Below are 22,309 nucleotides of genomic sequence, written 5' to 3'. Positions count from 1 at the left end.
GCGCAGGTGGCCGCCGGCACCGTCGTCCTGCTGCGTCACGGTCGCACCGAGTGGAACCTCGTCGAACGCCTCCAGGGGCAGACCGACGTCGAGCTCGACCACGTGGGCCGCTGGCAGGCCCGGGAGGCCGCGCGTGCGCTGGTGCGGACGCACCGGGCGGCGCGCGTCGTCTCGTCCGACCTGGTGCGGGCGGCTGACACGGCCGCCGCGTACGCCGGCCTGATCGGCGTCGACGTCGTCACCGACGCGCGGCTGCGCGAGCGCCACTTCGGCGCCTGGGAGGGGCTGACGGGCGCGGAGATCGCCGTGGGCTGGCCCGAGGGCCACGCGGTGTGGCGGCGCGGCGACGACGAGGCGGGCGTGCCGCCCGGCGGCGAGACGCGCGCGCAGGTGGCCGAGCGGCTGCGCGACGCGATCGAGGACCACGCGGCGTCGCTCGAGCGGGAGGACACGCTCGTCGTCGTCTCGCACGGCGCCGCCATCACGCTGGCCATCACGGCCATGCTCGGGCAGGACCCGGGGTGGCGCGGCGTCGTCGGGCTCACCAACGCGCACTGGAGCCAGCTCACGCGCGCGCACGGCGGGTCGCAGCCGCCGTGGCGTGTCGTCGCGCACAACGTGGGCGCGGCCTACGCGCCCGAGGCGTGGCGGGCCGGCCCCCAGACGGGTGCTGAGCAGGCGTCCGACACGGACGGGATGTCGGCGGGCTGAGCGCCCTCCGCTGGCCGCGGTGACCCGGCCGATTTGGACCCGGCGCCCCGGAGCGCATAGGATCACGGACGTTCCTGAGGGGGTTCGCCTCCCGCACGGAACGAGTTCGGGGCTGTGGCGCAGCTGGTAGCGCACCTGCATGGCATGCAGGGGGTCAGGGGTTCGAGTCCCCTCAGCTCCACCGGATGGCAAGATGTCCGACGGACGGTTCACGTCCTCGGGGCTGTGGCGCAGCTGGTAGCGCACCTGCATGGCATGCAGGGGGTCAGGGGTTCGAGTCCCCTCAGCTCCACCGAACACAGAAGGCCGCATCTCCAGGAGAGATGCGGCCTTCTGTGCTGTGAGACCTGTGTTGTGAGACCTTCGAGGGCGGAGCCCGTCAGGCCGGGTGCGTGCGGATACCGTCGAGGACCAGGTCCACCAGGCGGTCGGCCTGCGCCCGTCCCGTGTCGGTTCCCGGGACGCGCCACAGGAACCCCATGAGCAGGAGCACATCGGCCGGGTCGAGCCCGGGCCGCACGCTGCCGTCGGCGACGCACGCCTCCAGCAGGGTCGCGACGGCGGCGGTCACCGGCGCGTAGGTCTCGTTGATCGCGTCCTGCGCGGCGGCGGTGTGCAGGGCCTCGCCGAGCCCGTGCTTGAGGCGCACGTAGTCGGCCAGGCGGTGGAACCAGACGCGGAACGCGGCGAGCGGTGCGTGCTCCGCCAGCACGGCGTCCACGGAGTCGACGAGCCGCTGCACGTCGTGCTGGTAGACGGCGAGGATCAGCGCCTCGCGGGTGGGGAAGTGCCGGTAGAGGGTGCCCGCGCCGACGCCGGCGCGCTTGGCGATCACGTTGAGCGAGGTGGTGCCGCTCTCGGCGAAGGCGTCGTGGGCGACCTGCAGCAGGTGCTCCCGGTTCTTCAGGGCGTCCGCGCGTCGGCGCGGTGTTCCGTCGTCTGTCATGCCTCTTCCGGGTGCGTCGACCGGCGGCGTTGCCAAACGGAGAACTCTCCGTTACCGTCGTCATCCGGTGCGGAGAACTCTCCGTTACGCGAACTCTAGGAGACGACGTGGACTACATCAAGCTCGGCACGACCGGTCTGGACGTGTCGCCGGTCGCCATCGGCGCGATGACGTACGGCGAGCCCGACCGGGGGCACCCGGCGTGGTCGCTGGGCGAGGCGGAGAGCCGGGCGCTCGTGCGCCACGCACTCGACTCCGGCATCAACGTCTTCGACACCGCCAACATGTACTCGCAGGGCTCCAGCGAGGAGATCCTGGGCCGCGCGCTGCGCGACTACGCCGACCGCGACGACGTCGTCATCGCGACCAAGCTGCGCCACCCGATGCGCCCCGGGCCCAACGGCAGGGGCCTGAGCCGCAAGGCGATCATGACCGAGATCGACCACTCGCTGCGGCGCCTCGGCACCGACTACGTCGACCTGTACCAGGTGCACCGCAACGACCCGTCGACCCCGCTGGAGGAGACCCTCGAGGCGCTGCACGACGTCGTCAAGGCGGGCAAGGTGCGCTACCTCGGGGCGTCCTCGATGCCCGCCTGGGAGTTCGCCAAGGCGCTGCACCTGCAGGAGCAGCACGGGTGGGCGCGGTACGTGTCGATGCAGCACCACTACAACCTGCTCGCCCGCGAGGAGGAGCGCGAGATGATCCCGCTGTGCCTCGACGAGGGCGTCGGGACGCTCGTCTGGTCCCCGCTGGCCCGCGGCCGCCTCGCCCGCACCTGGGACGACGCCCGCGCGACGGACCGCGCCGCGAGCGGCGGGTGGTACGCCGACCGGCTCTACTCCCCGCTCACCGAGCAGTCCGACCGTGCCATCGTCGACGCCGTCGGCCGGGTCGCCGCGCGGCACGGCGCGACGCGCGCGCAGGTCGCGCTCGCCTGGCTGCGGTCCCAGCCCGTCGTCACGGCGCCGCTGGTCGGCGCGCGCACGACGGCGCAGATCGACGACGCCGTCGCCTCGCTCGACCTGACGCTCACCGAGGACGACCTCCGCGAGCTCGAGGCGCCCTACACGCCACGCCACGACCTGCAGGGCATCTCCGACGACGCGCAGCTCCAGGCCGTCATGGCCCGCATCCCGCAGTTCACCACCGCCCCGGAGGCGGCCCGATGACCGCGACGCCCGTGCCCGGCCCCGCTCGCCCGCGCCGTCGTCGACGGTCCCGGGTCGTCGGGCTCGTCGTGGCGGCCGTCCTCGTCGTCCTGGTGGGCGGTGCCGGCATCGCCTACGTCGTCGCCGACGCCACGCGCGCGCCCCTGGACGACGCGGCCCGGTCGCAGCTGCTCGCGGACGGCAAGGCCGACACGTTCGTCGAGACCGGCGGCGGCGTCATGCACGTGCGCCTGTCCGGGCCGCAGGACGGGCCCGTGGTCCTGCTCGTCCACGGCGCCGTCGTCGGCGGGTTCGCCTGGGCGAACTGGGTCGAGCTGCTGGCCGCGGCCGGGTACCGCGTCGTCGCGCCCGACCTGCTCGGGTACGGCTACTCCGACCGGCCCGACGTCGACTACACGCAGGGCTTCTACGTCGACCAGCTGCGCGACCTGCTCGACGGTCTCGGCGTCGACGAGCCGGTCCACATCGTCGGCGCGTCCCTCGGCGGCGCGATCGTCGCGGACTTCGCGGCCGCGCACCCCGAGCGCGTCGCGACCGTCGGCCTCATGGCGCCGGCCGGGCTCGGGCGGTACGACGCCGTCGCGCCCGCGCTCAAGCTCCCCGTCCTCGGGGACTGGGCCTTCCGCGTGCTCGGCGCCCGGATCGTCACCCAGCAGATGGCCGACGCGTACGCCGGCTCCCCGGACCGCGACGCGATGCTGCGCTGGATGGGCGAGCAGTCCCGGTTCCGCGGCTTCGGCGAGGGGATCCTCAACACCCTGCGGCACTACGACTTCATGGCGCGCGAGGAGTCCTTCGACGCGATCGGCCGGGCCGGCGTCCCCGTGTTCGCCGCGTGGGGCACCGAGGACGACGTCCACCCCTACGCGTGGTCGCAGCGGCTCCTCGACCGTGTCCCGCAGACCGAGCTCCTGACGATCGACGGCGCCGGGCACGCCATCACCTTCGGCCGGGCGGACGACGTGCTGCGCTCGTACCTGCCGTTCCTCCAGCGGCACGCCGCGACGGGGTGACGCCCGCCCGTCCGGGGCTCCGGACGGCGTCTGTGGGCCGGTGGGGCAGCGGCCGAGCGTGCGTCGGGCGCCACGCCCGTGTGGTCTGTCCGCACGGTGTAGGTTGCGAGCGTCCGTCCAAGACCTTGGAGGTCTCATGCGCATCGGCGTGCCCCGGGAGTCCCGGGCCGGTCAGCGGCTCGTCGCCGCGACCCCCGCCACCGTCGCGAGGCTCAGCACGCTGGGGTACGACGTCGTCGTCGAGCACGACGCCGGTACCGGTGCCAACTTCGCCGACGCCGCCTATGTCGATTCCGGTGCCAACATCGGCACCGTCGAGGAGGTCTGGGGCAGCGACGTCGTCGTCGCCGTGGACGCTCCCGACGCCGAGCGGCTCGACCTGCTGAAGCCAGGGGCGGTGCTCATCGCGCAGCTCTTCCCCGGCGCGAACCCCGGCGCCGTGCAGGCGTGGGCGGACCGGCGGGTCACCGCGATGGCGCTCGACGCCGTGCCGCGCATCTCGCGCGCCCAGGCCCTCGACACGCTCTCGACCATGTCGAACGTGTCCGGGTACCGGGCCGTGATCGAGGCGGCCGCCGAGTTCCAGGGCATGTTCACCGGGCAGGTCACCGCGGCGGGCAAGACCCCGCCCGCGACCGTGTTCGTCATCGGCGGCGGCGTGGCGGGCCTCGCGGCCATCGGCACGGCGTCGTCGCTCGGCGCCGACGTGCGGGCCTTCGACGTGCGGCCCGAGGCGGGCGAGCAGATCGAGTCGATGGGCGCGACGTTCGTGCAGGCCGCGGCCGCCCAGCAGGAGGTCAGCAGCGACGGCTACGCCCGTGAGCTGACCGCCGACCAGGAGGCCGCCACCGCCCGCATGTACGCGCAGGAGTCCGCGCGTGCCGACATCGTCGTCACGACGGCGCTGGTGCGCGGCAAGGCACCGCGCACCCTCACGAACGAGATGATCGCCGCGATGAAGCCGGGGTCGGTCATCGTCGACCTCGCGGCGTCGGGCGGCGGCAACGCCGAGGCGACCGTCCCGGGGGAGCGGGTGGTGACCGGGAACGGCGTCGTCGTCCTCGGGTACACCGACCTGCCCGGGCGCATGCCCGCGCAGACCTCGCAGCTCTACGGCACCAACATCGTCAACCTGCTCACGCTGCTCACCCCGGGCAAGGACGGCGAGCTCGTCCTCGACCTGGAGGACCCGGTGCAGCGCGGCATGACCGTCGCGCGGGCCGGGGAGATCCTGTGGCCGCCGCCGCCCGTGCAGGTGTCGGCCGCGGCCCCGGCGGCCGACGTCTCCGCCGGCCCGACGCCCGAGGAGCAGGCTGCCGCCCTGGCGGCAGCCGCCACGGACGCCGCGCAGAAGGCGAAGCTCAAGAACCAGCGCCTCACGATCGGCGGGGCGCTCGCCGCGGTGCTCGTGATCCTCGGCCTGACCTACGGGCCCGCGTCGTTCCTCGGGCACTTCACGGTGTTCGCGCTGTCGGTGGTCATCGGCTTCTACGTCATCTCGAACGTGAGCCACTCGCTGCACACGCCGCTCATGGCCCAGACCAACGCCATCTCCGGCATCATCCTGGTCGGCGCGATGCTGCAGCTCGGCAACGCGAACCTGGCCGTCACGATCCTGGCGTTCGTCGCGGCCGTCGTCGCGAGCATCAACATCTTCGGTGGCTTCCTGGTCTCGCGCCGGATGATCGCCATGTTCCGGAAGGACGGGTGACGTCGTGCTGACCCAGCTTGCCCAGGCCGTCTACGTCGTCGCGGCCGTCCTGTTCATCCTGTCCCTCGCGGGGCTCTCCAAGCAGACCTCCGCGCGCCGCGGCGTGACGCTCGGCATGGTCGGCATGGTCCTGGCCCTCGTGGCCACGATCATGCTGGCGGCCGACCAGTCCGCCCGGCCCGCGGGCGTGACCGTCTCGCTCATCGTCGCCGTGCTGGTCATCGGCGCCGCCGTCGGCGCGTGGCGGGCCCGCAGCGTCGAGATGACGCAGATGCCCGAGCTCATCGCGATCCTGCACTCGTTCGTGGGCCTCGCGGCGGTCGCGGTCGGCTTCGACTCCTACCTGACCGAGCGGGCGCACGCCGGGTACGGCGGCTCCGTGCACCTCACCGAGGTGTTCCTCGGCGTGCTCATCGGTGCCGTCACCTTCACCGGGTCGATCGTCGCGTACCTCAAGCTGTCGGCGAAGATGCGCTCCGCGCCGCTCACCCTGCCGGGCCGCAACTGGCTCAACCTCGGCGCGCTCGTCGCGTGCGCGGGGCTGCTGGTGTGGTTCGTCGTCGCGCCCGCGCAGGGGCTGGTCGCGCTCGGCATCATGACGGTGATCGCGCTGCTGCTCGGCTTCCACATGGTCGCCGCGATCGGCGGCGGCGACATGCCCGTCGTCGTCTCGATGCTCAACTCGTACTCCGGGTGGGCGGCCGCCGCGGCCGGCTTCATGCTCGGCAACGACCTGCTCATCGTCACCGGCGCCCTGGTCGGCTCCTCCGGTGCGATCCTCAGCTACATCATGTGCAAGGCCATGAACCGGTCCTTCGTCTCCGTCATCCTGGGCGGTTTCGGGTCCGACGGCGGTGCCCCCGCCGCCGGGGCCGTCGTCGAGCAGGGGGAGCACCGCGAGATCCTCGCCGACGCCGTCGCCGACCTGCTGCGGACCGCGAAGAGCGTGGTCATCACGCCCGGGTACGGCATGGCCGTCGCCAAGGCGCAGTACCCGGTCGCGGAGCTCGTGTCCCGGCTGCGGTCGAGCGGCGTCGACGTGCGGTTCGGTGTGCACCCCGTGGCCGGGCGCCTGCCCGGGCACATGAACGTGCTGCTCGCCGAGGCCAAGGTGCCGTACGACATCGTGCTCGAGATGGACGAGATCAACGACGACCTCGGGGACACCGACGTCGTGCTCGTCATCGGCGCCAACGACACGGTCAACCCGGCCGCGCTCGAGGACCCGTCGTCGCCCATCGCGGGCATGCCGGTGCTCGAGGTGTGGCACGCCAAGCAGGTCATCGTGTTCAAGCGCTCGATGGCCACCGGGTACGCCGGCGTGCAGAACCCGCTGTTCTTCCGCGAGAACACGCACATGCTGTTCGGCGACGCCAAGGACCAGGTCGAGAAGATCGTCCAGGCGCTGTAGCGGTCCGCGGGAGCCCCTGTCTTCGGCAAGAGGAAGCGCCGAAGGCTGGGGCTCCTGCCGTCCCTGCGGCCGTCGTCGGGGCGGTCGCCCGCTGTGCCAGGATGCCGGGCATGACAACGCCGTCGCTCGTCGTCCTCGGTCCCGGTGCCATCGGAGGGCTCGTCGCCGCCCTGCTCGAGAAGGCCGGGCACCCAGTCACGGTCGTCGGGCGGCCGACGAGCGTCGCGCAGGTGGCCGCTGCCGGGATCGCCGTCGAGTCGGACCGGGTCGGGTCCTGGCAGGTCCGGCCCGCCGCCGCGACCGAGGTGTCGCGCGGCGCGCGCGTGGTCGTCGCGGTCAAGGCCGAGGGCCTCGCGGCGGCCGCCGCGAAGGTGGCCGCGGCGGAGCCCGTCGAGGTGGTGTCGCTGCTCAACGGCGTCGAGCACCTCGATGTGCTGCGGGCCGCCGCGCCCGCTGCCTTCGTCGTCGGGGGCACGATCGCGGGCGAGGTGCTGCGCACCTCCGTGCCCGGCGACGGGCCGCTCACCGTGCGGCACCGAGGCCAGCTGCTGCGCGTCGCGGCGCCCGACGGCGCGCAGGGGCTCGAGACCGTCCGCGCGCTCCAGGACACGGCGGCCGACGTCGTCGTCGACGGGACGCAGGCCGAGGTGCTGTGGCGCAAGCTGCGGTTCCTCGCGCCCATGGCGCTGCTCACGTCGCGCGGCGCGTCGTCGCTGGGCGACGCCCTGGTGCGCGACCCTGCCGCCACCGACGGGCTGCTGGCCGAGATCGCCGCCGTCGCGATGGCGGAGGGCGTGCCGACGACGGGCGCGGAGCTGCGCGAGATCCTCGACGGGTTCCCGCCCACGATGCGCTCGTCGCTCCAGGCCGACGTCGAGGCCGGCAACCCTGGCGAGCTCGACGCCATCGGCGGCGCCGTGCTGCGCCGGGGGCTCGCGCACGGGATCGCGTGCCCGGCGCTGGCGCGCACGGTCGCGGAGATCGCGGAGATCGCGGAGATCGCGGCCCGCCGCCGCTGACGGCGGGCGCCCCGGTCCGTCAGGCCACCCCGACCAGGAGCCCCACGGCGATCGCCGTCATCACCAGGGCGACGCCGCCGTCGAGCACGCGCCACGCGGCGGGCCGCGCGAAGAGCGGGCGCAGCAGGCGCGCGCCGTAGCCCAGCGCGGCGAACCACGTGACGCTCGCGAGCACCGCGCCGACGGCGAACCACCAGCGCCCGTCGCCGTGCCCCGCGGCGACCGAACCCATAAGCACGAGCGTGTCGAGGTACACGTGGGGGTTGAGCCAGGTGAGGGCCGCCGTCGTCCCGACGACGGTGAGCAGGCCGGTGCGCAGGCCCGCGTCGTCGGCGCGCAGCGCGTCGTCGCCGGGGTGCAGGCTGCGGCGGGCGGCGAGCGCGGCGTAGGCGAGCAGGAACGCGGCGCCGCCCCAGCGCATCGCGGTGCCCAGCCACGGCACCGCGTCCAGGAGCGCTCCCGCACCGGCCACGCCGGCGCTGATGAGGATCGCGTCCGACGCCGCGCAGATCGCCACGACCGCGCCCACGTGCTCGCGGCGCAGCCCCTGGCGCAGCACGTAGAGGTTCTGCGCGCCGATGGCGACGATGAGCGACAGGCCGAAGCCGAGGCCGGACAGGCCGGCGAGGAGCGGTGCGGGCATGCCCCGACGGTAGGTCGACCACCCATCTGTAGTCCAACGAATGATTCTTGTGCTGCAACAGATGTGCTTAAGTAGAGGGATGGAGCTCGCCCAGCTCGAGGCGCTCGTCGCCGTCGTCGACGAGGGGTCGTTCGACGCCGCCGCCTCCGTCCTGCACGTCACGCCGTCGGCCGTCAGCCAGCGCATCAAGGCGCTCGAGACGTCCGCCGGGACGGTGCTGCTGCGGCGCTCGCGGCCCGTGGTGCCCACGGACGCCGGCGTCGACGTCGTGCGCTCCGCCCGGCAGGTGCTCGCCGTCGTCCGGGAGTCCGGGCTGCCGCGCCCGCGGGCCGCCGCGGGCGGGCTGCCGCTCGTGCCGCTCGCGATCAACGGGGACTCGCTGCACACGTGGGCGCTGCCCGCGCTCGCCGCCGTCGGGCACCTGGCCGTGTTCGACGTGCACCGCGAGGACCAGGACCACTCCGCCGAGCTGCTGCGGCAGGGCGAGGTCATGGCCGCCGTGACCACGCAGGCCACGCCCGTGCAGGGCTGCGTCGCGGTGCGGCTCGGGATCATGCGGTACCGGCCGTTCGCGACGCCCGCGTTCGTCGCGCGCTGGTTCCCCGACGGCGTCACGCCCGCGGCGCTCGCTGCCGCGCCCGTGATGATGTTCGACCGCAAGGACGACCTGCAGGACCGGTACCTGCGCTCCCGGTACCTGCACGCCCGGGGCGGCGCGGACGTCACGCCGCCGCGGCACTACGTCCCGTCGTCGGACGACTTCGGGCGCGCGGTGCGGCTCGGGCTGGGGTGGGGGCTGCTGCCGCATGAGGACTCGGCGGAGGCCGAGGCGGCCGGGAACCTCGTCGACCTCGACCCGGGCCGCCACGTCGACGTCGAGCTGCACTGGCAGCAGTGGTCGCTGCGCACGCCCGTGCTCGACGCCGTCGCGGCCGCGGTCAGGCAGGCGGCGCGGGCGGCGCTGCTGCCCTGACCGCTGCTGCCCTGACCGCTGATGCTCTGGCCGGACGGCTCAGGAGCCGTAGACCTCGGCGTCGAGCACGAAGCCGTGGGCGTCGCCCAGGTGCTCCTCGGCGAGCGGGGCCGTGTCGGCGGGGACGCCGTCGGCCAGGCTCGGCATCATCTGCGCGAGGCGCGGCCGCCACGCGGCCGCCTGGGCCGGGAAGCAGCGGCCGAGCAGCTCGACCATGGCGGAGACGGCCGTCGAGGCGCCGGGGGAGGCGCCCAGCAGGCCCGCGATCGAGCCGTCGGCGGCCGCGACCACCTCGGTGCCGAACTCGAGCACGCCCTTGCCGTCCTTGTCGCGCTTGATGACCTGGACGCGCTGCCCGGCGGTGATCTTCTCCCAGTCCTTGGGCTGCGCCTCCGGGTAGAAGGCCTGGAGGGTCGCGAACTTGGTCTCGGGGCGAGCGACGAGCTCGCCGACCAGGTACTGCGTCAGGTCCATGTTCTTGATGCCCGCGCCGAGCATCGACGTGAGGTTGTGGCCGCGCAGCGACGTGACCAGGCCCAGGTACTTGCCCTTCTTGAGGTACTTGGGGCTGAACCCGGCGTAGGGGCCGAACATCAGGTAGGACCGGCCGTCGACGACGCGCGTGTCCAGGTGCGGCACCGACATGGGCGGGGCGCCGACGTCGGCCTTGCCGTAGACCTTCGCCTGGTGGCGGGCCACGAGCTCGGGGTTCGAGGTGCGCAGGAACTCGCCCGAGATGGGGAAGCCGCCGAAACCCTTGATCTCCGGGATGCCGGCCGACTGGAGCAGCGGCAGCGCGCCGCCGCCCGCGCCCACGAACACGAACCGGGCCGTGACGGTGTGGACGCGGCGGGCCGCGTTCCACGAGCGGTCCTTGACCTTGAGGCGCCAGCGGCCGTCGCGCGTGCGGCGGATCGAGCGGACCTCGTGCTGGAGGCGCACGTCGGCGCCGTGGGCCGTCATCGAGTCGACGAGCTGGTGCGTGAGCGCCCCGAAGTCGACGTCGGTGCCGGCGGTGTTGCGGGTCGCGGCCACGGGCTCGGCCTCGTCGCGGCCCTCGACCAGGAGCGGGGCCCACCCGGCGATCTGCGCGCGGTCCTCCGAGTACTCCATGTCCTTGAACAGCGGGTGCGCCGAGAGCATCTCGTGCCGGCGGCGCAGGTAGTCGACGTTCTTGCTCCCGCGCACGAACGTCATGTGCGGGGTGCGCTGGATGAAGTCGGTGCTGGTCAGCGCGCCCTGCGCGAGGAGGTGGTGCCAGTACTCGCGGGAGACCTCGAACTGCTCGTTGATCTTCACCGCCTTGGAGATGTCGATCGTGCCGTCCTTGCGCTCCGGCGTGTAGTTCAGCTCGCACAGCGCGGCGTGGCCTGTCCCGGCGTTGTTCCACGGGTTGCTCGACTCGAGCGCGACGTCGTCGAGACGCTCGTAGAGGCGGATCGTCCACGTCGGCTCGAGCTGCTGGAGCAGCGTGCCGAGGGTGGCGCTCATGATGCCGCCGCCGATCAGGACGACGTCGACATCGTCCGTGGGGTTCAGGGAGTCAGCAGTCACAGTCTTCGAGTGTAGGACTGCGTGAAAACCGTCACGAAATGCGGGTTCTGACTATGAGCCAGATCACAGCACGGCGTCAGAAATGGCGTGAGATGCGTCACGTCTGGCCGGTGGGCCGCGTCTCGCGGGTCGTAGCGTGGCCCCGTGGGGACCGACGGTACGACGACGACCGACGCCGTGCAGCGGCGCGTGCTGCTCGTCGCGATCCTGGCGACCTTTGTCGCGTTCCTCGACGGGACCGTCGTCACCGTCGCGCTGCCCGCGATCGGGCGCGAGCTCGGGGGCGGCGGCGCCGCGGCCCTCGGGCTCCAGCAGTGGGTGGTCGACGCCTACCTCGTGACCCTCGGCTCGCTCATCCTGCTCGCCGGGTCGCTGAGCGATGTGCACGGCCGGCGCCGCGTGCTCGTCGCGGGGCTCGCGGGGTTCGCCGTCGCGTCGGCGGCGTGCGCGCTCGCCCCGACCGGCCCCGTGCTCGTCGCGGCGCGCGGTGTGCAGGGCGTCGCCGGGGCGCTGCTCGTGCCCAGCTCGCTCGCGATGATCGTCTCCGCGTTCGACGGCGAGGCGCAGGGCCGGGCCATCGGCCGCTGGACGGCGTGGACCGGCACGGCCGCGATCGTCGGACCGCTCGTGGGCGGGCTGCTGGTCGACACGTTCTCGTGGCGGTTCGTGTTCTGGCTGACCGTGCCCGTGTGCCTCGGCACGCTGCTGCTCGTGCGCGGCCTGCCCGCGAGCGCGGGCGGGCGCGGCCGGCGCCTCGACGTCGCCGGGGCCGCGCTGGCCGCCGTCGGGCTCGCCGGGACCGTGAGCGCGCTCATCGAGGCCGACCGGCTCGGCTGGGGCTCGCCCCTGGTGCTGACGGGGCTCGTCGGCGGCGCCGCCTGCCTGGTCGCGTTCGTCGCGTGGGAACGTCGCGTGCCCGACCCCATGCTGCCGCTGCGGCTCTTCTCGATCCGCAACGTCGCGTGGGGCAACGCCGCCACCGCCGCGATCTACGGGGCGCTCGGGTTCGGCGGGTTCCTCGTCACGCTGTTCCTCCAGCAGGTGGCCGGCTACCCGGCGACCCTCGCCGGGCTCGCCCAGCTCCCCGCCACCTTCGCGATGCTCACCCTGTCCGGCTGGTTCGGCTCGCTCGCCGGCCGGTACGGGGCCCGCCCGTTCATGACCGCCGGGCCGCTGCTCGCCGCCGTCGGGTTCCTGCTCATGCTCGCCACCGACGCGCACGCCACCTACTGGACGCAGGTGCTGCCCGGCCAGGCGGTGTTCGGGCTCGGCCTGGCCGTCACGGTCGCGCCCCTCACGGCCGCGATCCTCGTCGCCGCGCCCGTCGCCGACGCCGGCATCGCCTCGGCCGTCAACAACGCCGTCGCGCGCGTCGCCGGGCTCGTCGTCGTCGCGCTCGCGGGCGTGATCCTGGGCGGCGCGCTCGACGTCGGCACCTTCCACCGCGGGCTCGTGGTCACCGCCGCGCTCTTCGCCGTCGGCGGCATGCTCAGCCTCGCCGGCATCCGGGGGAGGCTCGGCACGTGACCATCACCCGGCTCGGCCGCGTCCTGCCCGCCCGGTATGCCCTGGACCGTGCCGGTGGTCCGCGCCAGGATCGATCCCATGCCCGCCGACACCGCCCGCACGGGCCCCCTCGCGTTCTGGGACGAGCTGCCGCGCGACGGGCGATGGCTGCTGTCCACCGTGGTGGTGCAGTTCTTCGGGCGCGGGCTCACGCTGCCGTTCACGATCATCTACCTGCACGAGGTGCGCGGGTTCTCCCTCAGCCTCGCGGGCACGCTCATGGGGCTCATCGCGATCACCGGGCTCGTGGTCACGTGGCCCGCGGGCGTGCTCGTGGACCGGCTCGGCGCGCGCGTCGTCGTCGTCGGAGGGCTGCTCGCCGCCATGGGCGGGCTGGGCCTGCTGGCCTTCGCGACCGAGCCGTGGGTCGCCGCCGTCGCCCTGTGCCTCTTCGGCATCCAGCTCGGGATCGCGTGGCCGGCGGTCAACGCGCTCGTCGCGACCGTCGTCACGGGCGACCTGCGGCAGCGGTACTACGGCGTCAGCTTCGCGCTGCTCAACCTGGGCATCGGCGTGGGCGGCGTCGTCGGCGGCCTGCTCATGGACGTCGAGCGGCCCACCACCTTCGTGGTCGCGTTCGTCGTCAACGCGGCCTGCTTCGTCCCGGCGCTGCTGGTCCAGCTCGGCCCGCTGCGCCACCTGCACGGGCGCGCCACCCGCCCCGAGGCGTCCTCCGACGACGGTGCGCGCCCGGCGGGGTACCTCACGATCCTGCGCACCCCCGCCGTCTGGTGGCTCACCGTGCTCGCGCTGCTCGCCTCGTTCGTGGGCTACGGGCAGATGGAGGCCGGGTTCCCCGCGTTCGCGCGGCAGGCGTCGCAGGTGTCGACGCGCGTGGTCGGGTTCGCGTTCGTGGTCAACACCGTGGTGATCGTGGCGTTCCAGTTCTGGGTCATGGGGCGGGCGCGCGGGCGGCGGCGCACCCGGGTGCTCATGGTCATGGCGCTGGTCTGGGCGGCCTCGTGGGCGGTGCTGGGCGCCACCGGGCTCGTGGCAGGCACGGCCGCCGCCGTCGCGGGCGTGCTCGTGTTCCACGCGCTGTTCGGGTTCGGGGAGACGATGCTCCAGTCCGCGATGCCCGCCGTGCTCAACGACCTCGCCCCCGACCACCTGCGCGGCCGGTACAACGCCCTCCAGTCGGGGGCGTTCCAGGTGGGGTCGATCGTCGGGCCCGTCGCCGCCGGGTTCCTGCTCGACCACGGGCAGTCGGGTGCGTTCGTCGCGGTCGTGGTGGCGGGGTGCCTCGCGTGCGTCGTCGTCCTCGTGGCGCTGGAGCGGATCGTCACCCCCGAGGTCAACGGGGTCAGCGAACGACGGTCAGCTCCCGCGGAGACTCGTTGAGCCGCCGCCCGGCGTCCGGGGCGTCGTCGGGGAACGCGACCACGATGTCCTCGATGCGGACCCCGAAGCGGCCCGGCAGGTAGATGCCCGGCTCGACCGAGAAGCACATGCCGGGCTCGATCGGCAGCGTCTCGCCCTCGACCATGTACGGCGGTTCGTGCGTGGTGAGCCCGATGCCGTGGCCCGTGCGGTGGATGAAGTGCTCGCCGTACCCGGCGTCCTCGACGACGCGGCGGGCGGCACGGTCGACGTCCTGGCACGTGGCCCCCGGGCGGACCGCCGCGAACCCCGCCTGCTGGGCGGCCCGGACGACGTCGTGCACCTCGCGCTCCTGGGCGGTGGGCTCGCCGACGTGCACCGTGCGTGTCGTGTCGGAGCCGTAGCCGTCGGCGAGGCCGCCGAAGTCGAGCACCACCATGTCGCCGTCCTGGATGACGGTCGCGGAGGCGTCATGGTGCGGGTCGGCGCCGTTCGCGCCCGCGCACACCAGCGTGAAGTCGACCTGCTCGTGCCCGTGCTCGCGCAGCAGCGCGGCGAGGTCGGCCGCGACGTCGGACTCGCGGCGGCCGGCGAACGGCCGGCGGACGATCTCGGCGAAGACGGCGTCGGCCCCCGCCCCGGCCGCGCTCAGGCGCGCCACCTCCTCGGGCGACTTGACGGCCCGCAGCATCGGGAGCGCCGTCGTGAACGGCGTCAGCGACAGCCCGGGCACCCCGCGCTGGAGGCCCAGGACGTGCAGCGCCCACGCGGAGTCGCTGATCGCGTACCGGCCGCCGTCGCGCAGCAGCCGGGCCGCGACGGCGTGCTCGTCCTCGCCGTCGGACCAGGGGAGCGTCTCGACGCCGCCGGCCGCGTGGTGCTCCAGGGCGTGCGCCTCGAGGCGCGGCACGACGACGAGCGCGTCGCCGACGCCGTCGTTCGCGCCGTCGGCGGTGGTGCCGGTGGCGGGCACGACGAGCATCGTGAGCCGTTCGGCGCCGGGGTCGGCGGCGTGACCGAGGTAGTAGGCGAGGTCCGCCCCGGGCGCGACGAGGATCCCGTCGAGCCCGGCCGCGGCAGCCTGCTCGGCGGCCCGACGACGACGGTCGGCATACACGTGCGGCGCAAAGGGGGTCACCCACCCAGGCTAAGGAGCCACCGCCGCGGCCGCTCGGGTGGGCAGCCCGGGCGCCCGGGCGGCGGTGACTCGGCCCGGCAGTTCGTCGTCGGACCGGCAGCCCGGGCGCACGGGTCGACGACGAACTGCCGGGGTGACGCCGACATCCGCTCAGATCCGGACCACGACCTTGCCGCGCACGTGGCGCGTCTGGCTCGCCTCGTGCGCCGCCGCCGCGTCGGCGAGGTCGAAGACCTGTGCCACCTCGACCTTGACCGTGCCGGCGTCGATGAGCTCGCCCAGGGCTGTCAGGTCCTCGGTGGACGGGCGCACCCACACGTACTGGCCGCCGTGCTCGTCGCGTGCGGACGCGTCCAGGATCGACGTCATGACGCCGCCGTCCTTGAGCAGCGGCACGCTCTGCGCCACGGCGCCGTTGCCGAAGTAGTCCAGGACGACGTCGACGCCGTCGGGTGCCAGCTCGCGCACGGCGTCGACGAGCCCGTCGCCGTAGAGCACGGGCTCGACGCCGAGGCTCCGCAGCCAGTCGTGGTTGGCCTCCGAGGCCGTGCCGATGACGCGGGCGCCGAGCGCACGCGCGATCTGCACCCCGAACGAGCCGACGCCACCGGCCGCGGCGTGCACCAGCACGGTCTGCCCGGCGGCGACGCCGGAGCGGTGCACGGTCTGGTACGCCGTGAGCCCCGCGAGCGGCACTGCCGCGGCCTCCTCGAACGTGGCGCTCCGCGGCTTGCGGGCCAGGGTGCGCACGGGCGCGACGACGTACTCGGCGAGCGTGCCCTCCTGCACCCAGTCCTTGCGGACGTAGCCGAACACCTCGTCGCCCACCTGGTACTCGGGCGTGTCCAGCCCGACCTGCTCGACGACGCCGGCGACGTCCCAGCCCGGGATCACGGGGAACGTGACGTGCACGATCCGGTCCAGCCAGCCCTCCCGGATGGACCAGTCGACGGGGTTCACCGCCGCGGCCTTGACACGGACCAGGACGCTGTCGGTGCCGGGCCGGGGCTCGGGCTGCTCGGTGAGCTCGAGGACGTCGGAGTGGCCATACCCGGAGTACGTGATCGCTCGCATGACGGGGGCAACCCGCGCCCGGCGGGTTGTGTTCCGCACCCGGCGGGTTGTGTTCCGTGCCCGGTCAGCGCGGGTTGCAGCGCGCCTGCAGCACCGCGACCAGCCCGACGTCCGGGCGCCACGGCTCGAGGTTCCAGGTGTCCTTGTCGGGCGCGCCGAGGGCGTGGCACACGAGCTGGTCCTCCATGCCGGGGGTGTCGGCGTCCGGGTGGACGGCGAGCACCTCGGCCCACAGCGCGTCGACCGCGGCGAGGTCCCCCGAGGTGCGCACCCACGGCGCCGGGACGACGATCAGCGACCGGCCGCCCTCGCGCTCGCCCCACGTGGCCGACTCGAGCGCGGGGCCGTGGTCGACGGTCGGTCCGGTCGTCGGGCTGGGATCGACGGGCCGTCCGGGCGCGGCGGACGGGCCCGGGGGCAGGGTGTCCTCCGGGGCGGGAGTCGGGCCCGCCGCGGGCGTCGGCGCCGGTGCGGGCGTCGTCGGCGACGCAGGGGGCTGCGCGGTGGAGCCGGCGGTCCCGGCCGCGTCCGCCGCCGCCGAGGACCTCGGTCCGGCGTCCGCGCCCAGGTCGCACCCGCTCACCCCGACGACGACGCCGGCGAGCGCCCCGAGCGCGAGCACGCCGCGCGCGCCGACCGTGAGCGCCCGGCGCGCCCGCCCGCCTCGGGCGGGCCGTCGTCGACGGGTCAGGGCAGGCATGCCGTCAGGGTAGGCGCGGGACGGTCAGGGCCGTTCGACGACGACGTCGTCCGGGTCCTTGTCCGGGCGCAGCCCGCGCCACCGCGCCGCGCGGAGGCGGGCGTCGGGGTCGGTGGCGGGGTCGCCCGTCCACTCGGCGAACTCGACCTCGCCGACGATGCGCGGGGTGACCCAGCGGGCGCGGGCGGCGTCGGGGCGGGGGACGCCGTCGAGCGGCGGCGTCGCGCGCCCCACCGCCGTGAGGCGCTCCGCGAGGGCCCGGCGGTCGGCGTCGGTGAAACCCGTGCCGACGCGGCCGACGTAGCGCAGCGCACCGTCGTCGGCGGGGACGGCGAGCAGGAGCGCGCCGGCGTACCGGGCGTCCTCGCGCGGCTCGCCCGCGTGCAGCGGCCGCCAGCCGACGACGACCACCTCCTGCGCGGCCGTGTGCTTGAGCTTGAGCCACTGCCGCGACCGGCGTCCCGGCAGGTAGGTGGACTCGCGCCGCTTGGCCATGACTCCCTCGAGCCGCAGCCTGCGGGAGAACGCGAGCGCGGCGTCGAGGTCGCCGTCGAACACGGCGGGGACGTGGACCGGCCGTTCCGGGTCGAGGACGTCGCCGAGCAGCGCGCGGCGCTCGTCGTACGGGGCGTGCAGGAGCGACCGGTCGCCCACCTGGAGGACGTCGAAGACCATGAGCTCGGCCTTCGACGTGTGCTGCTGGAGCCGCCGGAAGTCGGGGCGCCCGCTCGCGTCGAGCGCGACGATCTCGGCGTCCAGGACGACGGGCAGGTCGCCCCGGACCTGCCCGGCGAGCGGCGCGAGCTCCGGGTAGGTGCGTGTGAGGTCCTGGCCGGTGCGGGACGTGAACCGCGCGACCGGGACGCCGTCGGGGCCGGGCGCGGCCACGGCGATGGTCCGGTAGCCGTCCCACTTCATCTCGAACACCCACTCCCGGTCGCCGCCCCCGGGGTCGGCCTGGAGGGCGCGGACGTCCGCCGGCTCGGCGGCGGAGGCGAGCATGGGCTCGAGCCGGACGACGACGTCAGGGTTGCCCGCGGGTCCGCCCGGCAGTTCGTCGTCAGACCGTGCCCCCGGGCGCACGGTCTGACGACGAGCTGCCGGACTGTCACCCTCCGCCGCGCCCGGCTGGGTCTTCGTGCGGTGGATCAGCCACTGGTTGTCGCCCTCGTCGCGACCCGTGCGGATCAGCGCGAGGCGTCGCGCGCCGCGGCGCTCGCTGCGGAGCGTGACGATGACCTCCTTGCCGTCCCGCCACTTCTCGAGCTCGTACGTGCCGGCGTCCCAGATCGTCACCTCGCCGGCGCCGTACTCGCCGCCCGGGATGGTGCCCTCGAAGGCGCCGTACGCGAGCGGGTGGTCCTCGGTCTGCACGGCCAGGTGGTTCTGGGCGGGGTCGGTGGGCTCGCCCTTGGGCAGCGCCCAGCTGACGAGCACGCCCTCGTGCTCCAGGCGGAAGTCCCAGTGCAGGCGGCGGGCGTGGTGCTCCTGGATGACGAACGTCTGGCCCGGCGGGGAGTCGCCGGCGTCGAAGGGCTCGGGGGTCCGGGCCGGGTCGCGCTTCGCGTGGTAGGTCGCGAGCCGCTCGAAGCGGGCCAGGTGGGCGGGGGTGGGCTCGAGCTGGGACAGGTGCCCCTGCGTCAGCCCGGCGAGCAGGTCCCCGTCCGCGGCGACCCGGTCGAGCACCTCCTCGAAGGTGAGGTGCCGCAGCCCGGGGTCGTCGAGCTCCTCCCACGTGCGCGGCGCCGCCACGGTGGGGTGCGGGCGCCCGCGCAGCGAGTAGGGCGCGATCGTCGTCTTCGCCCCGTTGTTCTGCGACCAGTCGACCAGCACCTTGCCGCCGCGCAGCGCCTTCTTCATGTCGCTGACCACCAGGTCGGGGTGCTCGGCCTCCAGGTACCGGGCCAGCTCGTGCGCGACGGCGGAGACCTCGTCGGCCGACGACGGCCGCGCACCCGCCGGGTCGGAGCCCGCCGACAGCGCGGCGTAGAGGTGGATGCCCTTCGACCCGGACGTGACCGGCAGCGGTTCGAGGCCCATGCCCCGCAGGATCGCCCGCGCGAGCCGTGCGACCTCCGCGCACTCGGCCAGCCCGGCGCCCTCGCCGGGGTCGAGGTCGAGCACCAGCCGGTCCGGCGGCAGGTGCACCCCCGTGCGGCCCACCTGCCACTGCGGCACGTGCAGCTCGAGGGTCGCCGTCTGGGCCAGCCACGTGAGCGTGGCGACGTCGTCGACCAGCACGTAGTCGTTCGACGACGTCTTGTGCTGGATGCGGTGCGTGCGCACCCATGACGGCGTGGACCGGTCGGCGTTCTTCTGGAAGAACACCTGGCCCTCGACGCCGTCGGGCCACCGCTTGCGCGTCGCGGGCCGGCGGCGGACGTGGGGGAGCAGCACGGGCGCGACGCGCGCGTAGTAGTCGAGCACCTCGCCCTTGGTGGTGCCCGTGGCCGGGTAGAGCACCTTGTCCAGGTTGGTCAGCTGGAGGCGGTGCCCGTCGATCGTCACGGTCTGGGGGGCGGCCACGCTTCCATGGTGGTGCGGGCTGCGGTGGCGGGCGAGCGCGGGCGGGTCCCGGCTCAGCACAGGAACGCGGTGGCCTGGTGGAACACGACCTTCGACTGGTCGCCCGCCCCGCCCCAGCCCGAGGCGGAGACGCCGTGCGCGTCGGCCTCGCAGGCCGCGCGTCCCAGGGCGACGAGCTCGTCGTCGGACGGCCTGGCGGCGTCGGACGGCCAGCTCAGCTTCACCATGAACAGGTACCGCGAGGCCGAGCCGTCCCCGGAGCCGGACGAGTCCGAGGACTCGACAGAGGACTCGTGGCGCACCGTCGTCCTCCCGTCCGAGACGCTGACCGACGACTCGGACCGGGCGCTCGTCGTCGAGGTGTCGCACGACGACACCGTGCTGCCGCCGGCGGCCGTGATCGTGGCCGCCACGGCCATGGTGACCATCCTCGCCCTGGTGCGCATCGGGGCTCCTTCCGGCACGGCGTCGCGCCGCGACCAGGTGTCCCACGCCGGGCGTGACCCGGACGTGATCGGCGCGTGATCCGCGGGCGCCGGGGTAGCCGGCGCCCCGCTCCCGGCCGTGGAGCCACGGCCCGGGGCGCGGTCGGGCGCGCCAGCGGCACGGGCTGAACCCCGGCCGACGGCCTACGGTGACCTTGTGACAGATCCGATCGCCCCGCCGACCCCCGCGCTGGGCATCCTCGCCGTCCCTGGCACGCTCCCCGACGCGGCCCAGGTGCGGCGCCTCATGCACGACCTGCGACGCCTGATGCTGAGCTACAAGTTCGGGATGGACGAGGTCCTCACGAAGCTGGGCATCCTGCGCGACGAGTTCCGCCACATCCACGACTACAACCCGATCGAGAACGTGAGCGCGCGACTCAAGTCGTTCGAGTCGATCCTCGCCAAGGCGCGCCGCAAGAAGATCCCGCTCACGCTCCAGGGCATCCGGGGTGAGATGTTCGACGTCGCGGGTGTGCGCGTGACGTGCAGCTTCGTGAGCGACATCTACCGCGTGCGCGACATGATCGTGGCGCAGCAGGACCTCACCGTCGTCGAGGAGCGCGACTACATCGCCCACCCGAAGCCCACGGGGTACAAGTCGCTGCACCTCATCGTGCGCGTGCCGGTGTACCTGTCGGACCGGGTCGAGGACGTCATCGTCGAGATCCAGCTGCGCACCATCGCGATGGATTTCTGGGCGAGCCTGGAGCACAAGATCTTCTACAAGCTCGGGCGGTCGGTGCCCCGGCACCTGACGGACTCGCTCAAGCTCGCGGCCGACGTCGCGTGGTCGCTCGACACGTCCATGGAGCGCATCCACGACGAGGTGCGCACCATCGCGGGCGACGCGGAGCCGACGGGTGCGGAGGCGCTCGGCCCGGAGGAGATGATCGAGGCGTTCATGCGCACGGTCGACGTGACGGACACGCCGCACCGCCCCCACGGGTCCGCGGGGTAGCACCCGCCTGTGACCCGCGTCACCATGGGGTGATGCGAGCCATCTGGAAGGGCGCGGTGTCGTTCGGGCTCGTCAACGTGCCCGTCAAGCTCTACAGCGCCACCGAGGACCACGACGTGCCCCTGCACCAGGTGCACGACGCCGACGGCGGCCGGATCCGCTACCAGCGCGTGTGCGAGCTCGACGGCAAGGTCGTGCCGTACGAGCACATCGACAAGGCGTACGACGACGGCGAGCACACGGTGGTGCTCAGCAAGGACGACCTGGCGGGCCTGCCCGCCGAGCGGGACCGCGAGATCGAGGTCGTGGAGTTCGTCCCCTCCGACCAGATCGACCCGATCATGCTGGACCGCACCTACTACCTGGAGCCCGACTCCCGGTCGACCAAGGCGTACGTGCTGCTGCGCCGCACCCTCGAGGAGACGGACCGCACCGCCGTCGTGAAGTTCGCGCTGCGGCAGCGCACACGGCTCGCCGCGCTGCGCGTGCGCGGCGACGTGCTCGTCCTCCAGACGCTCCTGTGGGCCGACGAGGTGCGCGACGCCGAGTTCCCGTCGCTCGAGGAGACCGTGCGCGTCTCGTCGAAGGAGCTCGCGATGTCCCAGCAGCTCGTCACGAGCTTCGAGGGCGACTTCGCACCGGACGAGTTCGAGGACGAGTACCAGGTGCAGCTCAAGAGGCTCATCGACGCCAAGATCGAGAAGGGCGAGGCCGTCAGCAGCGCCGAGACGTTCGGCGAGGCCGCCGAGGAGGGCGAGGGCGCCGAGGTCATCGACCTGATGGAGGCCCTGCGGAAGTCGGTCGAGGAGGCGAAGTCGCGGCGGAGGTCGGGCTGACCCGCTCGAGCCAGACCCGCAGGCCGCGCTCGCCCGACCGCATCACCGCGGCGTGCGCCCTGACGAGCGCCCACCGCGGCAGCAGCGACAGCACCCGTCCGACGACGTCGTCGCGCCCGATGCCGACCGCCCACGTGAGCGTCACCTCGGTCGCGCCGCCGTCGTCGTCGTCCTCCGGCAGGGGAGCGGGCAGCGCGGCGACGACGACGGCGGCCGTGCCGACGAGGTCCCCGGACGCGCGCAGCAGCGCGCGGCCGGCGTGCCCGGCGACGGGCTCGTGGGACGACTTGAGCACGAGCCCGAACCGCAGCGACCACCCCAGCGGGCTGCGCACGCGCACCCGGACGCGCGACCACCGGTCGGCGGTGCGGCCCCCCGAGGCGACCACCTCCTCGGCCGCCAGCGCGGGCCACCAGCGCGGCCACGTGAACGCCGGGTCGGCGAGCACGTCCCACACGACGTCGACGGGCGCGTCGACGTGCCAGCGGCTCACGAGACGAAAGTCACGCACGACCGCATCTTGCGCGCCATTCCTGGCGGCGGCGCGACG

General features: G+C 74.0%; 21 protein-coding genes and 2 tRNA genes. 14 read left to right on the top strand and 9 right to left on the bottom strand.

Annotated features, from left to right (window positions below):
- The first annotated feature begins 6 nt into the window (after positions 1-6).
- From ET471_RS17125 to ET471_RS17115, 3 genes are all read left to right on the top strand, one after another.
- Positions 7-711, top strand: coding sequence for a histidine phosphatase family protein (locus ET471_RS17125; RefSeq protein ID WP_129190321.1), 705 nt, complete (start codon positions 7-9; stop codon positions 709-711).
- A gap of 108 nt (positions 712-819) precedes the next feature.
- Positions 820-892, top strand: a tRNA-Ala gene (locus ET471_RS17120).
- 38 nt (positions 893-930) lie between these two features.
- A tRNA-Ala gene (locus ET471_RS17115) sits at positions 931-1,003 on the top strand.
- An 87-nt stretch (positions 1,004-1,090) separates the two neighbouring features.
- Here the strand turns inward: ET471_RS17115 and ET471_RS17110 are convergent.
- On the bottom strand, positions 1,091-1,657 hold the full coding sequence (locus ET471_RS17110) for a TetR/AcrR family transcriptional regulator (protein WP_129190319.1): 567 nt from the start codon (positions 1,655-1,657) through the stop codon (positions 1,091-1,093).
- Positions 1,658-1,764: 107 nt separating this feature from the next.
- Here ET471_RS17110 and ET471_RS17105 point away from each other — a divergent pair, with 107 nt between their 5' ends.
- The 5 genes from ET471_RS17105 (at position 1,765) to ET471_RS17085 (ending at position 7,983) form a co-directional block, all read left to right on the top strand.
- The gene (locus ET471_RS17105) at positions 1,765-2,829 is read left to right on the top strand and encodes an aldo/keto reductase (protein WP_129190317.1); all 1,065 of its coding nucleotides are present in this window, start codon (positions 1,765-1,767) and stop codon (positions 2,827-2,829) included.
- On the top strand, positions 2,826-3,842 hold the full coding sequence (locus tag ET471_RS17100) for an alpha/beta fold hydrolase (RefSeq protein WP_129190315.1): 1,017 nt from the start codon (positions 2,826-2,828) through the stop codon (positions 3,840-3,842). The genes ET471_RS17105 and ET471_RS17100 overlap by 4 nt, the downstream gene beginning before the upstream one ends.
- A 136-nt stretch (positions 3,843-3,978) precedes the next feature.
- Positions 3,979-5,553 carry a Re/Si-specific NAD(P)(+) transhydrogenase subunit alpha gene (locus tag ET471_RS17095; RefSeq protein WP_129190313.1) on the top strand — a complete coding sequence of 525 codons (1,575 nt, stop codon included), beginning with the start codon at positions 3,979-3,981 and terminating at the stop codon, positions 5,551-5,553.
- A gap of 4 nt (positions 5,554-5,557) precedes the next feature.
- Positions 5,558-6,964, top strand: coding sequence for a Re/Si-specific NAD(P)(+) transhydrogenase subunit beta (gene pntB, locus ET471_RS17090; protein ID WP_129190311.1), 1,407 nt, complete (start codon positions 5,558-5,560; stop codon positions 6,962-6,964).
- A gap of 110 nt (positions 6,965-7,074) precedes the next feature.
- Positions 7,075-7,983: a ketopantoate reductase family protein gene (locus ET471_RS17085; protein WP_129190309.1), complete on the top strand. Its 909-nt coding sequence runs from the start codon at positions 7,075-7,077 to the stop codon at positions 7,981-7,983.
- A gap of 19 nt (positions 7,984-8,002) precedes the next feature.
- On the opposite strand, the gene ET471_RS17080 is transcribed toward ET471_RS17085, so the two are convergent.
- Complete coding sequence (locus ET471_RS17080; protein ID WP_129190307.1) at positions 8,003-8,626, bottom strand: LysE/ArgO family amino acid transporter; 624 nt, start codon at positions 8,624-8,626, stop codon at positions 8,003-8,005.
- Positions 8,627-8,705: 79 nt separating this feature from the next.
- Between ET471_RS17080 and ET471_RS17075 the strand changes: the two genes are divergently transcribed.
- Positions 8,706-9,599, top strand: a complete 894-nt coding sequence (locus tag ET471_RS17075; RefSeq protein WP_129191114.1) for a LysR family transcriptional regulator ArgP — start codon at positions 8,706-8,708, stop codon at positions 9,597-9,599.
- A gap of 39 nt (positions 9,600-9,638) precedes the next feature.
- Here the strand turns inward: ET471_RS17075 and mqo are convergent, their stop codons facing one another.
- Positions 9,639-11,153: a malate dehydrogenase (quinone) gene (gene mqo / locus ET471_RS17070; protein ID WP_129190305.1), complete on the bottom strand. Its 1,515-nt coding sequence runs from the start codon at positions 11,151-11,153 to the stop codon at positions 9,639-9,641.
- 144 nt (positions 11,154-11,297) lie between these two features.
- Between mqo and ET471_RS17065 the strand changes: the two genes are divergently transcribed.
- Together ET471_RS17065 and ET471_RS17060 are read left to right on the top strand one after the other, a co-directional pair.
- Positions 11,298-12,680 (top strand): MFS transporter, encoded by a 1,383-nt coding sequence (locus ET471_RS17065; RefSeq protein WP_129190303.1) that lies wholly within the window; start codon positions 11,298-11,300, stop codon positions 12,678-12,680.
- A 78-nt stretch (positions 12,681-12,758) separates the two neighbouring features.
- Complete coding sequence (locus ET471_RS17060) at positions 12,759-14,060, top strand: MFS transporter (protein ID WP_129190301.1); 1,302 nt, start codon at positions 12,759-12,761, stop codon at positions 14,058-14,060.
- Here the strand turns inward: ET471_RS17060 and ET471_RS17055 are convergent.
- The 5 genes from ET471_RS17055 to ET471_RS18105 form a co-directional block, all read right to left on the bottom strand.
- Positions 14,023-15,177 (bottom strand): aminopeptidase P family protein, encoded by a 1,155-nt coding sequence (locus ET471_RS17055; RefSeq protein ID WP_129190299.1) that lies wholly within the window; start codon positions 15,175-15,177, stop codon positions 14,023-14,025. The two genes, ET471_RS17060 and ET471_RS17055, sit on opposite strands and share 38 nt — an antisense overlap.
- 150 nt (positions 15,178-15,327) lie before the next feature.
- A complete protein-coding gene (locus ET471_RS17050) occupies positions 15,328-16,251 on the bottom strand; it encodes an NADP-dependent oxidoreductase (protein WP_129190297.1) in 924 nt (307 codons plus the stop codon).
- Between the two features lie 64 nt (positions 16,252-16,315).
- Positions 16,316-16,951, bottom strand: a complete 636-nt coding sequence (locus tag ET471_RS18280) for a DUF2599 domain-containing protein (protein ID WP_207207295.1) — start codon at positions 16,949-16,951, stop codon at positions 16,316-16,318.
- Between the two features lie 24 nt (positions 16,952-16,975).
- Positions 16,976-19,477, bottom strand: coding sequence for an ATP-dependent DNA ligase (locus tag ET471_RS17040; RefSeq protein WP_129190295.1), 2,502 nt, complete (start codon positions 19,475-19,477; stop codon positions 16,976-16,978).
- 53 nt (positions 19,478-19,530) lie between these two features.
- Positions 19,531-19,704 (bottom strand): hypothetical protein, encoded by a 174-nt coding sequence (locus tag ET471_RS18105; RefSeq protein ID WP_165350528.1) that lies wholly within the window; start codon positions 19,702-19,704, stop codon positions 19,531-19,533.
- Between ET471_RS18105 and ET471_RS17035 the strand changes: the two genes are divergently transcribed.
- From ET471_RS17035 to ku, 3 genes are all read left to right on the top strand, one after another.
- Complete coding sequence (locus ET471_RS17035; RefSeq protein WP_129190293.1) at positions 19,703-20,002, top strand: hypothetical protein; 300 nt, start codon at positions 19,703-19,705, stop codon at positions 20,000-20,002. The two genes, ET471_RS18105 and ET471_RS17035, sit on opposite strands and share 2 nt — an antisense overlap.
- A 207-nt stretch (positions 20,003-20,209) precedes the next feature.
- A complete protein-coding gene (locus tag ET471_RS17030) occupies positions 20,210-20,923 on the top strand; it encodes a GTP pyrophosphokinase (RefSeq protein ID WP_129191110.1) in 714 nt (237 codons plus the stop codon).
- Between the two features lie 32 nt (positions 20,924-20,955).
- Positions 20,956-21,759, top strand: a complete 804-nt coding sequence (gene ku / locus ET471_RS17025; RefSeq protein ID WP_129190291.1) for a non-homologous end joining protein Ku — start codon at positions 20,956-20,958, stop codon at positions 21,757-21,759.
- Here the strand turns inward: ku and ET471_RS17020 are convergent.
- Positions 21,692-22,270 (bottom strand): SRPBCC family protein, encoded by a 579-nt coding sequence (locus tag ET471_RS17020; RefSeq protein ID WP_129190288.1) that lies wholly within the window; start codon positions 22,268-22,270, stop codon positions 21,692-21,694. The two genes, ku and ET471_RS17020, sit on opposite strands and share 68 nt — an antisense overlap.
- Positions 22,271-22,309: the final 39 nt, after the last annotated feature.

It is taken from the genome of Xylanimonas protaetiae, from assembly GCF_004135385.1.
GTDB classification, from domain to species: Bacteria; Actinomycetota; Actinomycetes; order Actinomycetales; family Cellulomonadaceae; genus Xylanimonas; species Xylanimonas protaetiae.
Note: the sequence above shows the minus strand (reverse complement) of the source record. Positions and strands in the feature narration are given on the sequence as shown.

What these genes read in the sequence shown, in the direction of transcription:
- ET471_RS17030 (WP_129191110.1), top strand. Translation starts at nt 20,210, where the DNA reads ATGCACGACCTGCGACGCCTGATGCTGAGCTACAAGTTCGGGATGGAC.
- ET471_RS17110 (WP_129190319.1), bottom strand. Translation starts at nt 1,657, where the DNA reads ATGACAGACGACGGAACACCGCGCCGACGCGCGGACGCCCTGAAGAAC.
- ET471_RS17035 (WP_129190293.1), top strand. Translation starts at nt 19,703, where the DNA reads ATGAACAGGTACCGCGAGGCCGAGCCGTCCCCGGAGCCGGACGAGTCC.
- ku (WP_129190291.1), top strand. Translation starts at nt 20,956, where the DNA reads ATGCGAGCCATCTGGAAGGGCGCGGTGTCGTTCGGGCTCGTCAACGTG.
- ET471_RS17075 (WP_129191114.1), top strand. Translation starts at nt 8,706, where the DNA reads ATGGAGCTCGCCCAGCTCGAGGCGCTCGTCGCCGTCGTCGACGAGGGG.
- ET471_RS17100 (WP_129190315.1), top strand. Translation starts at nt 2,826, where the DNA reads ATGACCGCGACGCCCGTGCCCGGCCCCGCTCGCCCGCGCCGTCGTCGA.
- ET471_RS18280 (WP_207207295.1), bottom strand. Translation starts at nt 16,951, where the DNA reads ATGCCTGCCCTGACCCGTCGACGACGGCCCGCCCGAGGCGGGCGGGCG.
- ET471_RS17050 (WP_129190297.1), bottom strand. Translation starts at nt 16,251, where the DNA reads ATGCGAGCGATCACGTACTCCGGGTATGGCCACTCCGACGTCCTCGAG.
- ET471_RS17060 (WP_129190301.1), top strand. Translation starts at nt 12,759, where the DNA reads ATGCCCGCCGACACCGCCCGCACGGGCCCCCTCGCGTTCTGGGACGAG.
- ET471_RS17080 (WP_129190307.1), bottom strand. Translation starts at nt 8,626, where the DNA reads ATGCCCGCACCGCTCCTCGCCGGCCTGTCCGGCCTCGGCTTCGGCCTG.
- ET471_RS18105 (WP_165350528.1), bottom strand. Translation starts at nt 19,704, where the DNA reads ATGGTGAAGCTGAGCTGGCCGTCCGACGCCGCCAGGCCGTCCGACGAC.
- ET471_RS17095 (WP_129190313.1), top strand. Translation starts at nt 3,979, where the DNA reads ATGCGCATCGGCGTGCCCCGGGAGTCCCGGGCCGGTCAGCGGCTCGTC.
- ET471_RS17085 (WP_129190309.1), top strand. Translation starts at nt 7,075, where the DNA reads ATGACAACGCCGTCGCTCGTCGTCCTCGGTCCCGGTGCCATCGGAGGG.